Annotated in this window: 11 protein-coding genes and 1 pseudogene; 8 read left to right on the forward strand and 4 right to left on the reverse strand. The window is 67.2% G+C overall.

Features of this window, described 5'->3' with window-relative positions:
- The first annotated feature begins 2 nt into the window (after positions 1–2).
- Complete coding sequence (locus MED15_RS05490; protein ID WP_112731030.1) at positions 3–3,071, forward strand: AMP-binding protein; 3,069 nt, start codon at positions 3–5, stop codon at positions 3,069–3,071.
- Positions 3,072–3,334: 263 nt separating this feature from the next.
- On the forward strand, positions 3,335–3,466 hold the full coding sequence (locus tag MED15_RS34515) for a hypothetical protein (RefSeq protein ID WP_258397758.1): 132 nt from the start codon (positions 3,335–3,337) through the stop codon (positions 3,464–3,466).
- A gap of 99 nt (positions 3,467–3,565) precedes the next feature.
- Here the strand turns inward: MED15_RS34515 and MED15_RS05500 are convergent, their stop codons facing one another.
- Positions 3,566–5,179 carry an FAD-binding oxidoreductase gene (locus MED15_RS05500; RefSeq protein WP_112734900.1) on the reverse strand — a complete coding sequence of 538 codons (1,614 nt, stop codon included), beginning with the start codon at positions 5,177–5,179 and terminating at the stop codon, positions 3,566–3,568.
- A gap of 490 nt (positions 5,180–5,669) precedes the next feature.
- Between MED15_RS05500 and MED15_RS05505 the strand changes: the two genes are divergently transcribed.
- A complete protein-coding gene (locus tag MED15_RS05505; protein WP_112602370.1) occupies positions 5,670–6,263 on the forward strand; it encodes a carboxymuconolactone decarboxylase family protein in 594 nt (197 codons plus the stop codon).
- Positions 6,264–6,651: 388 nt separating this feature from the next.
- A pseudogene (locus tag MED15_RS05510) lies at positions 6,652–6,987 on the forward strand (helix-turn-helix domain-containing protein); the annotation flags it as partial.
- Positions 6,988–7,137: 150 nt separating this feature from the next.
- On the opposite strand, the gene MED15_RS05515 reads toward MED15_RS05510, so the two are convergent.
- Together MED15_RS05515 and MED15_RS05520 are read right to left on the reverse strand one after the other, a co-directional pair.
- Complete coding sequence (locus tag MED15_RS05515; RefSeq protein WP_146766688.1) at positions 7,138–8,187, reverse strand: hypothetical protein; 1,050 nt, start codon at positions 8,185–8,187, stop codon at positions 7,138–7,140.
- Positions 8,188–8,279: 92 nt separating this feature from the next.
- Positions 8,280–8,852 (reverse strand): RNA polymerase sigma factor, encoded by a 573-nt coding sequence (locus MED15_RS05520; protein WP_112583064.1) that lies wholly within the window; start codon positions 8,850–8,852, stop codon positions 8,280–8,282.
- Positions 8,853–9,621: 769 nt separating this feature from the next.
- Here MED15_RS05520 and MED15_RS05530 point away from each other — a divergent pair.
- On the forward strand, positions 9,622–9,966 hold the full coding sequence (locus MED15_RS05530; protein WP_425271071.1) for a cyclic-phosphate processing receiver domain-containing protein: 345 nt from the start codon (positions 9,622–9,624) through the stop codon (positions 9,964–9,966).
- 5 nt (positions 9,967–9,971) lie between these two features.
- On the opposite strand, the gene MED15_RS05535 is transcribed toward MED15_RS05530, so the two are convergent.
- Complete coding sequence (locus MED15_RS05535; protein WP_244220369.1) at positions 9,972–10,658, reverse strand: HflX-like GTP-binding protein; 687 nt, start codon at positions 10,656–10,658, stop codon at positions 9,972–9,974.
- Positions 10,659–11,053: 395 nt separating this feature from the next.
- Here MED15_RS05535 and MED15_RS05540 point away from each other — a divergent pair, with 395 nt between their 5' ends.
- The 3 genes from MED15_RS05540 to MED15_RS34770 all read left to right on the forward strand — a co-directional run bounded on the left by MED15_RS05540 (position 11,054) and on the right by MED15_RS34770 (position 13,697).
- On the forward strand, positions 11,054–11,296 hold the full coding sequence (locus tag MED15_RS05540; RefSeq protein WP_112583061.1) for an acyl carrier protein: 243 nt from the start codon (positions 11,054–11,056) through the stop codon (positions 11,294–11,296).
- A gap of 54 nt (positions 11,297–11,350) precedes the next feature.
- Positions 11,351–11,581, forward strand: coding sequence for a hypothetical protein (locus MED15_RS33170; RefSeq protein WP_146766689.1), 231 nt, complete (start codon positions 11,351–11,353; stop codon positions 11,579–11,581).
- 1,273 nt (positions 11,582–12,854) lie between these two features.
- Positions 12,855–13,697 (forward strand): SAVMC3_10250 family protein, encoded by an 843-nt coding sequence (locus tag MED15_RS34770; protein ID WP_425271067.1) that lies wholly within the window; start codon positions 12,855–12,857, stop codon positions 13,695–13,697.
- The last annotated feature ends 286 nt before the right edge of the window (positions 13,698–13,983 follow it).

Raw genomic sequence — 13,983 nt, forward strand, 5'->3', positions numbered from 1 at the left:
CGATGCTTGCTCCGGAGCAGTTGAACAGGACAGGGTCCCCCGGCTCACCGAACGCCTTGCCACTCGATGCGCTGGTACGCCGCCACGCCATCGAACGGCCGGACGCGGTGGCCGTCGTCCACGAAGGTCGGCGGCTGACCTACCGCCAGCTCGACGAGTGGTCCGCAGTGGTATCCAGCCGTTGGGCGAGCGAGGGTGTGCAGGCCGGCGATTGGGTTTGTCTCGCGTTGCCCCGACGCGTGGAACTCGTCGTCGCCGTGCTCGCCGTCTTGCGCGCCGGGGCAGCGTATTGCATCGTGCCGCCGGATTGGCCGCCCGCCCACACGTCACTGTTGATGCGGCAGATCCGGCCTGCACGGGTGGTTTCCACCGCCGACGACTGCCTCCATGCTCCGAGCGGGCAGCGAAGCACCCTATCGAGTGAACCGCACGGCCACGACGCCGACAGTAGCTGCTGCATGTTCTTCACCTCCGGCACGACGAGCACCACAAAGGCAATCAGCGTGCCGCACCGGGCGATCAGCAGGCTGCTCGCGGAGTGCCGCTTCGCAGACCTGGGACCCGCCACTGCCATACCAGTGGTGTCGCCAGCGCACTGGGACGGATTCGCACTGGAGTTGTGGGCGGCGCTGCTCAACGGCGGGAAGGCGGTTTTGTTGGACGAGCCGTACCTGGTGCCGACGAGGCTGCGTGCACTCATCGCGGAGGAAGGTGTCGACACTGCGTGGCTCACGAGCTCTCTGTTCAACCTTTTCGTTGATGAAGATTCCGGCAGCTTCACTGGCATGAGGCAGGTGCTCACCGGTGGTGAGCGGATGTCGCCTACGTACGCCCGTCGTTTCCTGACGGCGCACCCCGATGTCACACTGGTCAACGGCTACGGGCCCGCAGAATGCACCATCTTTTCGACGACCCATCGAGTCACAATAGATGACTGTGACCGAGGGGAGATCCCGATCGGTGTTCCCACCGTGGGTACCGAGGTTTACGTCGTTGGTGAGGGCGGCCTGCGCGAGCCCGGCGACGTGGGGGAACTGTTCATAGCCGGAGACCGTCTGGCGAACGGCTACGTCGGCGATCCTGAGGAGACGAACCGTCGCTTCGTCACAATGGACCTTCCTGTCGGTCGACGCCGGGTGTACCGCAGTGGCGACCTGGGCCGGTGGGAGACGCCGGGAGTCCTCTTCTTCGCTGGCCGGGCGGACCGGCAGGTAAAGGTCCGCGGTCGTCGTATCGAGCCGGAACGCGTAGAGGAGTTTCTGCGGCAACAGCCTGGGGTCGAGGCGTGCGCCGTCGTACCCGTTCCGGACTCACAGGGTCACTACACGCGCCTGGCCGCCTTTTACACCGGAGCGCCCGACGGAAAGAACCTACAGGAAACCCTGCGGACGGAGCTTCCCGACTATCTGGTGCCAGACCTGCTCCGCCATGTTCGAGCGCTTCCCCTGACGACGAACGGCAAGTTGAACTCCGCAGCGCTGCTGGCTGGCACCGACGACGAACCGACCGCCGCTGCGGCCTCCGGTGACGGTCCGCCGGGCGACGACGACACGGTGTTGACTGCCGTCGCGGCCGTCTACCAGGAGATCCTCGGCCTTCCGCGGGTCCCGGACACCGCGTCCCTGTTTCATCTGGGCGGCACGTCATTGGACGCCGCCCGAGCCTGCGCGCGAATCACTGAGCGGTTGGGCGTGCCGGTGCCCATTTCGGAATTCCTTCGTCATCCCGGACCGCGGGCCTTGGCGGATTGGATCCGGACCGCGTCGGACCGATCTCTCGGTGCGCCCCAGGGCGACGCGGAGGGCGACCGAGACGTTGTACGCCTGACGAGCATGCAGGCCGAGGCCCTCATCGAGGGCATGCTCCGGGAGGACCCTTTGGCGGGCCACTGCATGATGGCGTGGTGGATCGACGGGGAGTTCGACGTGTCGGCCATGGCGCAGGCGGTGCAGGACGTACACCAGCGACATGAGGCGCTGCGCGCCAGATACCAATTCCAGGAGTCGGTGGTCGCGGACGTACCCAAGGGGCCGTCCGCCCCCGAGTGGGCGGTGTTGTCGGGACACGAGCATACGGCCCGGCAGGACTTGCTAGCCTGGCTGCTTCGAGAGTTCACCCCGGAGGAAGGCGAACTGTGGCGGGCCGCAATCGTCTGTACCGGCGACCGGCACCTGCTCGGCGTGGCGATCGACCACGCCGCGTTTGACGGCTGGTCGGAGGCGCTGATTGCCGCAGACCTCAGCACCGCCTATCAGGCGCGATCGGCGGGCTCGGCACCGGCCTGGCCGTCGGCACCACGACTGGCCGAGGTCAGCCGCGAGCATGCCGAAGCGATGGCTCGGACCGACCTGGACGCCCAACGTGCCTACTGGAAACAGGCCCTGAGCGGAATGCCGGACCTCATCTTCCCGTCGCCCCCTTCTCCGCCGGCCGACGCATCGCCGGTGCTGGAGATCATCTTGGAGCCTGCCGTGGTGACACGATGCCAGCGCGAGGCGCGCGGGCATGGCACCACCCCATTCGTGGTGTGGCTGTGCGCTTACGCCGAGGCGGTCCACCAGGTACTTGGCAGCGCGGACTTCGGGGTGGGCGTCCCGGTGGCCCAACGCGGAACCCCTGCCAGCCAACTCGCGGTGAGTTGCCTCACCGGCATCGTGTGTTTCCGCCTCCGTCCCGGACGCCACGCGGCCTGGAAGGATTCCCTGAACGCGTGTCAGCAGACTGTCGAGGATGGAATGGTCGCCGCCGACGTCCCGATCTCGGAGATCGTGCCACTGCTCGGCCGGGACCGGGGCGACCGGGCGTCATTGTTCCAGACGATGTTCGCCCTGCAGGATAACCGTAGCCCCGAATTGACTCTGCCTAAAGGGACGGCCAGTTTCTTCCGACCGTCGCCCGACGCACCGGTGACGGAACTCTTGACCGAAGTCTGGCCGGCACAAGACGGTGGTGCCACGCTGCGACTGCATTTCTCGGTCACCGCGATGTCGTCGAAGGTTGTGGCGCAGATCGGTGAAGCCTTTGTCACGCTCCTGCGGCAGTTGCGATGCTGCGGTGACTTCACCGATTAAGGCGCTCTTTCTGGGACGCCGCGTCGGCGAACCTCACCGCGCCTTCTACGGCAACCAGTTCGGCCTCACGGTGCCACTGTTCGCCCATTACGGCGTCGAACTCTGGGTCCCTGAGATTGGCGGCCCCATCGCCGGCGCCATCTACAACGACTCGGAGTGGCTGGGCGACTTCCCTCTGCACACCGCGGCGGGCACGACGGACGGCAGCCGGCCCACCCTAGAGTCGCCCCGACCGAGTTCCGGAAGCCGGGCAGGTGTTCCACGTGACCGAAACCACCACGTTCCGTTGGTTCTCCGTCCACAGCGCCGGCAATATCAAGAAGAACTACGACCCGACGAAGAGCGACAAGCGCGGCAACTACCGCACGGCGACGATCACGATCGCCAAGAAGTAGCGCTCTTCCCTTGACCATCGCCTCGTCGGTGCGGTCCACCCCCATCGACGAGGCGATGGTCGCACAAGCCGGCCCGCGCTACGAATGCTCGGTACCCCATCAGCTGGCCGGATCGACGAGGACGCCAGGGTTGAGGATCCAAGACGGATCGACCGCGCTCTTGGCGGCCCGCAGCGCGAGCGCGACAGGGTCGGGACGCTGCCGGTCGTACCACGGCCGGTGGTCGCGGCCGACGGCGTGATGGTGGGTGATGGTGCCGCCTGCGGCGAGCAGCGCGTCGGACACGGCGTGCTTGATCTGGTCCCACTGGTTCACGGTGGCGCCCCAGCGGCCGGTGGCGTATACGCCGAAGTAGGGTGCGGGGCCGTCCGGGTAGACGTGGGTGAAACGGCAGGTGACCACGCCTGTCGCGCCGACCGTTCGGAGCGCGTCGCCGGCCGCGGCGAGCACGGCCGCCCGCAGGGCGGAGAAGCGGTCCCAGGTGCACGCGGTCTCGAACGTCTCCACGATCATCGACCGGGCGGCGAGCGCGTCGCGTTGGTACGGCATCCGTAGGAACGCCGACCGCCAGGCCTCGGCGGCGGCGGTCCGTTGCCGTGGACCAGACGAGTCGTCGCCTCTGGGTGGCTCCGGCAGGGCTCCCCCGTGGTCGCAGCACAGCTCGACGGCGCGGTCCAGCCATGGTGTGACCGGATGGTCGGCGGACTCGAACCCCAGGACGAGAACGCCGCCAGTGGTGGCGGCGCCGGCGTTGAGCAGCGCCTCCGCCGGGTCGAGCAGCCGGCAGTTGCTCGGGTACAGCCCGGCCTGGGCGATGGCCCGGGTGGCGGCGACCGCAGTGTCGTAGTCGGTGAAGTGCACCGCGGCGTCCGCCCGCCAGCGCGGCCGCTGCTGCAGCCGCATCCACGCCTCGGTGATGACGCCGAGCGTGCCTTCCGAGCCGAGGAACAGCCGGTCCGGCGCGGGTCCGGCGCCGGAGCCGGGCAGCCGCCGCGACTGGCTGATGCCCGCCGGGGTGACCACCCGCAACGACTCCACCAGGTCGTCGATGTGAGTCAGCACGGTGGCGTAGTGACCGCTGGCGCGAGTGGCCAACCAGCCACCCAGGGTGGAGAACTCGAACGACTGCGGGAAGTGCCGCAGCGTGAGGTCGTGCCGCTGGAGCTGGTCCTCCAGCGCCGGGCCGAACACGCCGGCCTGGATGCGGGCCGCCCGGCTGGTCTCGTCCACCTCCAGCACCCGGTCGAGGCACCCCAGGTCGAGACTGACCACCGCGGGATACCGGCCGTCCAACCGGGGCTCCACGCCGCCAACCACTGACGAGCCACCGCCGTAGGGAATCACTGCGACGCCCCGGCCCGCGCACCAGTCCAGCACGTCAACGACATCCTGCTCGGTCGCCGGCCGGATCACCAGGTCCGGCGGATCGTGAACGTCCCCGTGCAGGTTGCGAACGACGTCCCGGAACGCCTTACCGTGTGTGTGCGCCGCCCGGTCGCCCGGGTCCGTCGAGCACAACCGCACGAGTGACGCCGGCGGATCGACCCGCGGCAGGCGCAGGCCGAGCTCGGCTACCGGCGGCGCGACGTGCTCGGTCAGGTCAGCATCGGGCAGCAGGGTCCGCACCCGGTTGACTAACGCCGTGGCCTCCGCGCCAGTCACCGCGTCCTCGATGTCCCCCCAGCCCCACCACGAACGGTGCTTTTCGGCCACGCGGCCTCCCCGCTGTCCACGATCGCCGGATCGACTCGCCGGTAACGTACTCGACAGCTGAACTCCCGTCGATGTGGCAGGGGCGCGCGCGACCCGGGGCGCCGGGTCGCCGCGTGGGTCCAGTCGTGGGTCCCGGCTCGTCGGTGTCCGGGGTGACCACCAGGTCCAGCCCGGCGCAGGGCCCACGGGCCATGACCAGCGCGACCGCACTGCGCTGTTCAGCACCCGGTCGACGGTGGCCAACCTGACCACTACGATCATCGATCGACGGCCCGGATCGACCCGTCACGAGCTACGGAGAGCACGAAGGAACGTTCCGTCCGGTGGACCTGGGGAGCGTGATCGGCGTGACGACGGTGTCCCGGACCGGTGTCAACAGGCCTCGGGCGACGCTGCGCAGCATCGGTCACGCGCCCCCGTGCTGGCCAGCGTGATCGGCAGAGGCAACGTCCGACTGGGCCGCGGCCCATGCCTGAAAGGCGAGAAGACCATGGCACACATCGATCTCGGCGTCGACGAGACCCGGTTCCCCGGCATCACCGGCCTCATGCGGTACCGCCCGGAAACGTCCAAGCCGCTCAGCGAGCTGGCCGAGGTACTGCTGCGCACCCCGCATTCGCTCCCGGCCGGCGAGCGCGAACTGATCGCCGCATACGTCTCCGGGCTCAACGAGTGCACCTTCTGCTGCGCGTCGCATTCGGCCTCCGCCGCAATGCAGCTCGAGCAGGGTATGACCCTCGTCGACCAGGTGCGCGCCGACCTCGATACCGCCCCGATCCCGGCCAAGCTACGCGCGCTGCTGCGCATCGCGGGCGCGGTACAGGTCGACGGCCGCAGCGTCACCGCCGAGATGGTCGCGAACGCTCGCGCGGAAGGCGCCACCGACCTGGAGATTCACGACAGCGTCCTGATCGCCGCCGCGTTCTGCATGTACAACCGTTACGTCGATGGCCTCGGCGCCTTCGCGCCCGACGGGCAGGAGGCCTACACCGACTCCGCACGCCGGATCGTCAAGTTCGGCTACCGCCCGACGGGCGACCCGAGCCAACCGGATCACCGACTGTCTGAGCACAGACAAGCGTGATCCCCGCATCGACTCCTGTTTCCGGTTTCGACACGTACAGCACCGCGGCCGGGCCAGTCGCTCTGCAGGAACGTCCAGCAATTGGCCGGGAGGTCAACCAATCCGGCGCGGGGTTGCTGGTCGGGTAAAGCGCCTGGCGTGATCCGGGAATGATCGAAAGAATAGAGTCCTCTGTCCGCCGGTGAGCGTGACTCCCGAGCCTGGACTGCTCGGACCCCACTTGTCGTTATTTGATCATGCGTTGCGGATGCATCGCGAGGATCCCGGCGTGCCTCTTGTCCGTGGCGGTGAGCCGTATCCGGATGATGGACAGCACCGCGACCGCCGACCGATCGTCAGCTGCCGGCCCAGTGCTGTGAATGGCACCAGCGCTGACTCCCGCGACCGCATTGGTCGATCCGGGAGAGCACGCCCACGATCTCCGCGTCAAGCCACCAATCTGATCCGTATCCACCGTCAGCAGCGACGATCCCGCTGGCGGCGCCTGGAGCCCTGCCCTCAGGCGTTGCTCGCTCTGGCTCACCTGCGTAACGGCGACACCTTCACCCGCTTGGCCGCCGGGTTCGACATCGGTGTGGCCACCGCCTGGAGCTACGTCCGCGAGGCGATCACCCTGCTCGACGCAGGCACCGACGACCTACAAGCCGCGATAAGCAGGATCCGCCAGCTGGCGTACGCAAGCCTCGGTGGCATCCTGATCCCGATCGACCGCGTCGCCGATCAGGGGCGTACTACTCCGCCAGGTGCACACAACCCTCGGCCGTGCAAACAACTAGAAAACGGTGCGGGCCGCCTGGAGGCGGCCCGCACCGTTACCGAACGCCGGGCGCGTTACGCCCGTCTGCCGGAATGCTGGCGGGTGGGAGTTCCCGGCCTACAGGTCGGCCTTCGTCACGCGGGAGGATTCGTACGTCGTGAAGGACTGGGGGAGGCCCGGCACGGTGGAGACGTCCTTGACCAGCATGCCGGTCTTGGCGTCGATGGTCAGCACCTCGCTGACCCCGCCGCCGAACACCTCGGGGCCAGCGGTGATCGTCAGCGTGGCCTTGCCGTGGGTGGTCGAGTTCTTGACGCTGACCGCGGAGATGGTGGACAGCAGACGCAACACACCGGCCCGGACCTGCGTGTTGCCGTCGCCAGCGGACAGCGCTTGGGTGCTGAACGTCCACAGGGCGTTGTCGAAGTGCCGCTGAACGGCCTGGGGGCTGTACGGCTTCGGCTCGGCGTTGCCGCCCTTCTGCTTGATAATCACCTGGGCGGCCGCCTGCTGCTTGTCCCACACCGCCTTCTGCGCTGCGGGGTCGAGGCCCACCAGCGGATCCTTGGCCGCCTTGAGCATCTGGGTCCGGCCGTCGGCCGGGCTGATGTCCGCCGCGGCGACGGCTGCCTTGAGGAGCGGAGCGTAGCCGCCGTCCGTCATCTGGTCCTGGTGACGGGCGATCGCACGCTTGATGTCCTGCACGCTGTTGCCCGTATAGATCGCGTGACCGTCGGTGTACAGCGTGTAGACGACCTGCATGGTCTTGGTGCCGTGGACCTGCGTCGCCTTCACCAGCCACGCGTCGCCCGCCGACGGGGTGACCGTCGTGATGGACCCGGCCAGGGTCATCAGCGGTGCGCGCTCGGCGGACCCGTCGACGGTGGTCGAAGCCGAGGTGGCGGCCGACGAATCCTTGCCGGCCTCCAAGCCCCCGGTCGCCGGCGAGTTGAGCACCACAGTGACGACTGCCGCCGCGGCGGCAACCCCCACCCCGGCGCCGATGCCCAGTCGGCCCGCGATACCGATCCGGCGGCGGCGCTGAATCGCCGGGCTGGATTCGTGGTCCCGCGTGGTTGTCGTCGTTTCCATGGTTGAAGTCGCCTCCATAGTCGTGTCCTCCGCTGATATCGCGCCCAGCAGCCGCACGGTTCCGGGGTCGGCCATAGCCGCCCGCAGCACCGCCCGCGCCCGCTGATACGCCTCCGGGCGCAGTGGTTCTGCGCTGCCCAACGCACCGACCAGATCGAGCTCGTCTGTCATCGGTGTCTCTCCTTCGCGCTGTTGCGGTCCTTCAGAAGCGCGGATACTCCCGGCGCGTCGCGCAATGCCGTCCTGGCCTGGCTCAGCAGCCGCCGCGCGGTGCCGGCCGGTATGCCGAGTGCCCGCGCGGCGTCGGCTGCGGTCAGGTCCTCCCAGGCGACGAGCCTCAGGACCTCCCGCTCTTCGGGTTTGAGCCGCGTCAGGGCCGACCGGAGCACCGCCCGGGCGTCCACGCCGAGGTCCACCGCCGACCACGGATCCCACCCAGTAGCCACGTCCGGTACGTCCGCGACCAGGTCCTCGGCCGGCCGGGACCGCCAGTAGCGCCGCAAGCGATTCAATGCCACCCCGTACAGCCACGGCCGCGCATCGTTGTACGACCGGTCGTACAACCGCCGCGACTCGAACGCCGCAACCCAAACCTCGCCCAGGAGGTCCTCAGCCGCATCCCGCCCCGCCCGGCGAACGAGGTACAAACCGACAGCGGCCTCATGACGCTCGACCACCTCCACGAAGGCGTCGACATCGCCATCCAGCGACCGGCCTATCAAATCCGCATCCGAAGCCATGGCCCTCCTCGGCAAAGTCGGCGCTTCAACCTGTCATTGCCGATCAGGCGGGAAAGTGTTCAGGCCCCGAGGTCCGACGGCAAGCGGTCGCCCAATAGCGACCTCCGGGCAGCATGAGCGGCTGCGGCGCGGTCAGCGTGGGCCCAAGCGTGGCGCCCAGGCCAGGGCCGAGAGCCGAAGCCGGGAGGTAGAGGCAGCGTCGCGGCAGCGAGGCTGCCACCCCACATCGACAGTCTCTCCGCCGTTTTCAGGGCTGGATCTGGTTCTCGACGGGGCTGCCAGAGGCGCCGAGAAATGGCGGCTCGCCCGACTTGGGCGCGACGACCGGGCCTACCGATCCGAGACCGCCCGACGGGCGGCCCTACCCCTCTGGACGGCCCTACCCGCCTGGCTCCACGCCTACAATCACCACCGCCATCAGACCGCACTCTGGGCCCACCCGTCAGCCGCGTCCCCAACCTCGCTGGGCAGAACACCTAGGGCGTGCTGACCTGAGCGACGTTTGACGCCGTTGGGTGCAGTTCAAGTCCGTTCAGGGCATCCGGCTGCTCTCAGTCGGCTCCCCCAAAACCGGCTCGGGCCAGACCGGTGACCACCGACTGATCGTGAGCTGGCACCCCTAGACCTTGCTGTTACCAGCGTTGGCTTCCGCGCCCACATTGGTCGCTGGGAAGCACCGTCACGGACGCGGCGTCCTATCTCTTCGGATCCACCGAAAGGGTCTCCCAGCAGGCATCATCATCGTGTGGACGCCCGCCGAACGATCGTCATGGTGGATGACCTGCGTTCGTTTGTGGATGGCCGTATCGCCGAGGTGGCCCGCACCAGCGACGCCGGAGTTGAACTACTCGGTCGGTACCGGGATCGGCGCTTGGATGAACTGTGGCTGGACCATGACCTCGGCGGGGATGACACGATCTGGCCGGTCGTGGAGGTCCTGGAGCGGGCGGCCTTCGACAAACGCCCCCTTGACGTCGGTGTCATCAACGTCCACTCCGCCAACCCGGCGGGCGCCGCGAAGGTCGCCCTGGTCCTAAGACGCTGGGGGTATTACGTCCGTGTCGCGTCGGGCTCAACCGAGGTCGGCTATCTCGACGGCCAAGCAATGAACTGACCGGCTCAAACGCGCGTGACGGTGTAGGTCAAATCGCCGGTGCTGATTCGACGGACGGTCGGGTCCAGGGTGGCGAACAGCACGTCATGGACCTGGGCGTCGGCGCGGGTCGGCCGGTTGAGCAGCGCCGATTTGCCGGCGTTGGTGTAGCCGGTGATCGACACCGAGGGCACCTGGTTACGGGCGCGGCGGGTGCGGGTGCGGGTGCGGGTGCGCTCGCGCCGTCGGGCGAGTTCGGAGGCGTTGCGGCGTAGTCGGGTGGCGCGCTGCGCCAGTTCCACCTGTACGCGACTCTCGCTGGTCCGGGCGTGCTCGGCGAAGATGTCGAGGATCAGTGCGGTGCGGTCGACCACCCGTACGCCGACGCGTTCCTCCAGGTTGCGTACCTGACCGGGGGTCAGTTCGGGGTCGGCGATCACCAGGTCGGCGTGTGCGCTTTCGGCCAGCGCGGCCAGTTCGTCGACCTTGCCGGAGCCGACGTAGGTCGCCGGGTCGGGGTTTGGCCGCCTCTGCACCACCTCGTCGGCGACGGTCAGGCCGTCGGTGGCGGCGAGCCGGCGCGGCTCGGTCAGCGAGGTCTGCGAGCCGGGACTACTGTCGGCTGCGCCGTCGTCACGTACCGCCACCAGAACCGCCGTCGGGCGCTCGCCCTGGCCACCGGTGTCCGGCCCCAGCAACCACGATCCGGCCATGGTGCCACCTCACCTCGTCTCAGGTGCGTGTCACCTACCCCCGCCGGAAGCGACCATGCCGGCCACCCGCTCCCAGCCCGGCTGGTCGACTGCCCCGCGATCGCCGCGTCGGCCCTTGGTGGCGCCGGCACCAGTCCCCCGCGCACGAGGCGTACGCCCCCTCCCCGGCAGCGAGATGGTCTCAAGAACGGGCCCGACAACGGGCCGGCAGACAGCACCGCCGCCCTCCGCGCTCAGAGAGCGGTGCCGTCTTCGGCAGAGCCTGAGACCGTCATGACTGCCGGCGTTGGAGTGCGCCACCGCCGTGGCATGAGGTTTGGGGAGTGCACGACGTCCGCATGGGTAGGACTACTGGACGACGCGTGCGAACGCGGCCCTGAGGGGAAGGAGAGCACATGGCTACCGGAGAAACCGGCTTCGACGACGTGACGTTCGACCTCATCTCCGTGCAGTACCACTCGCTCAAAGCGGGGCACGACTACGGGCAATACGTCCGCGACGCCAAGAACGCCGGCCAAGACGAGATCGCGTCGTTCTTCGAGCAGGTCATGGCGGAGGACTCCGCGCGTGCCCACAAGTGCCACGAGTTCCTGGCCCGCCTCGGCGGCACGGACAACACCAGCCCGCAGAACGGCTGAACCACCGGCGTCTCCGCAGGCTCAGATAGCGCCGAGACTGCGGAGACGACCCTGGTGAACGCGCTCGGCGACATCACCGCCGTGCTGCGCGACGCCGATCCCGCCGACAAGGCCGAGGTCCACCGGCAACTCGTTCTCCGGCTGAACTACCAGCCTGAAACGCAAACGGTGCGCGCTGCAATCGATCTCAGCGCACACCGTGGGCAAATCATTTGTGTCCGAGGGGCGACACGACCCATTGCCCCACCGCCGATAACCCTCAGCGCGACTCTGAAGCTCGCGTAAGTCGAGCTGCGATGGTGACCTCTTCGGAACCGCCGAAGAGGTCACCAGACTGAAGGTCCTGGTCACGGCGCTGCCCGTGGGATCGGCGTCTCAGATGACGGAACCGTGACGGACTCCAGGCTCGCCCGCGAAGCTTCGCATCGATCCACAGCAAGACCTACAGGCGTGGCGTTAGGCGACCCGAGACGCCGGCCGGCGACGGCCATCCTGGAGCAACACGCCTGACCACTTCGACCTCTACTGGGAGGTCGCGCCACACCGGTCGACCTCCATCACCGCAGGTCAAGGCCGCTCGTCTCTGTCCGGCAACGGTGAGCACTTCGGGCGCGGAGACCTCTTCGCCAACCTGCACCCAATCTGCTCCCACATGAAAGGCCAGGCCAACCAACGGCTCCTTACCGTCTTGACCTGCGCACACTCGCCCACCAGGCGACATAGAGCGCTGTCGACCGCTATATAGAACCGCGGAGCACTCCGCGGGAAACAGGACACTGGACCGACTCTGGCCTGGGGAAACGTAAAGCCGCAGGTAGGGGTGGGTGCAGTTGAGCCCCGTTCGATGCCGTTGGACGCAGTTCAAGGCCGTTCAGGGCACCCCGTTGCTCCCAACCTGCTCCCCCTCAACCGGGCTCGCACCGCGCCGCCGACCGATCGTGAGCTGCCGGCTCAGTGCCGTGGTTGGCGGCAGCGCTGACTCCCGCAGCCGCATTGATCGATCGGGAAGCACGCTCACGATCGCCGCGCCTTGTCAGCGGCAGATGTGCGCGTTGGGAATGACCCCGTGACGTTGCGGGTGAGCGGGCGGTCCGGACGGGATGCGAGGCTGAACGCGTGGCTTCCGGATCGACGTACAGGTGAACAACCCTGGCTGCCCGGCGGCTTGGTACGCACCTTGGACGCGTCGGTCTATCTGAAGACCGGCCAAAGCGCGCTGGAGTGTCACGGACCTGGGCCCACCTATGCGAGTCGATGACAGCCTCGCCCAGGTGGAGATCGTCGCCGGGTTTCTTGGCTCGTACGCTCCCGACGCCCGCCAGTCCCTGAGCCGGCGCGACGCCCGCCGGTGACGCCCGCATGAGCTTGGTGTCGGCGTTCGCATCGATCTGGAGTGTTGACAAGCCGGGCGAAGTGGGTGGCGATGACGGGCGAGACCGGCTCTACCAAGACGACCATGAACTGGCTCGCCGCAGGTGGCTTCCTGTCGATGTCCTTTAACGGTCCGTGATGGCGAAGTGCCTGTTGCGCGAGGTTCTCGTTGCAGCGAAGCTTAGGCATGCGCGACTTCGTGTACGTGTCAACACGGAAAGTTTCTCAGATCCAGTTTGGAAATGAGAGGAGGAGGTGGTGGAGTCGGATTAGCAGCTTAGGGTTTAAAGCTCCGCTAGGATTGGGTGAACTAACATTCTCGTTAGCAGATGGGGCTGAAGCTTCCCGGCCTAAGCTCGCCGAAGCGATCAAATTGGTCGAACGCGCGAATCGACCCATCACTTCATACCAGAACGAGTCATTGGAGTCGGGACAGTGGGTTTCGTTCGACGCTCGTTTAAGCTTCAAGTGTAGGACGTGGAGAGATCGGAATGATCAAGCCCGCGCAGCTCTTCTATTCTGGCAACCGGCACCTCTTGAGTCGGGTACTACAACACGGATCCTCCTTCATGGCTCGCCTGCCCATCTTGTGGGTGCTGCCGCCGCCCCCGACCGTGAATTTGGCTTCTCGTATGGTCCAAATTTCGCGGAGTGGCTCTCGCGAGTATCGGAAGGCATAGCTAGGGATGATGATAGTTATACTCGCAACGATCAAGGCGATGTTCGTCGCGACCATGCTGACGTAGAGAAGTATGCGGGCCAAGTTCTTCGTGACCTTGATGGCGGCCCCCCCACTCAGCGGGCCGGCAACGATTCACACGCGCTCCAACTTAAGCGCAGCGAGGCCGCTGACCGGTTCATCGACCAACTGGCCGTTCGCATGGCTCAAAAGATGGTCGGCCTCGCCCAAGTCACTACGGTCTTGGAATTGGACACGCGGTTCGATCAGGGCCGCCTCGTTATCGCTAGTCCACTGTATGTTGAGAGAGCGAATCAGGGCCAGCAGTCAAGACGCAGATCTACCCCTTAGTCCATGGTTTGAGGAGTCGCCGCGTCCGGTGAACGCTAGGAATGCAACGCCTCACTCGATCGACGAACCTTCGATACAAGGACTTCCTACGCCTATTCGTCAAAGTCGAAGATCCGCAGCTGGCGGGTGATGGCACCGGCGACAGGACAGGGGCATTGGGTGAGGTGGGGGCGATGCATCAAGCGTTGGAATTCCTCAGCTGTGGGATGCCGAGTTGGATGAGCGGACGCCGCCCGAGTGACGACCGGAAGCACCATGGCTGACCTCTTCGGTGCCGCCGAAGAGG

The sequence above is a fragment of the Micromonospora noduli genome, from assembly GCF_003264475.1.
GTDB classification, from domain to species: Bacteria; Actinomycetota; Actinomycetes; order Mycobacteriales; family Micromonosporaceae; genus Micromonospora; species Micromonospora noduli.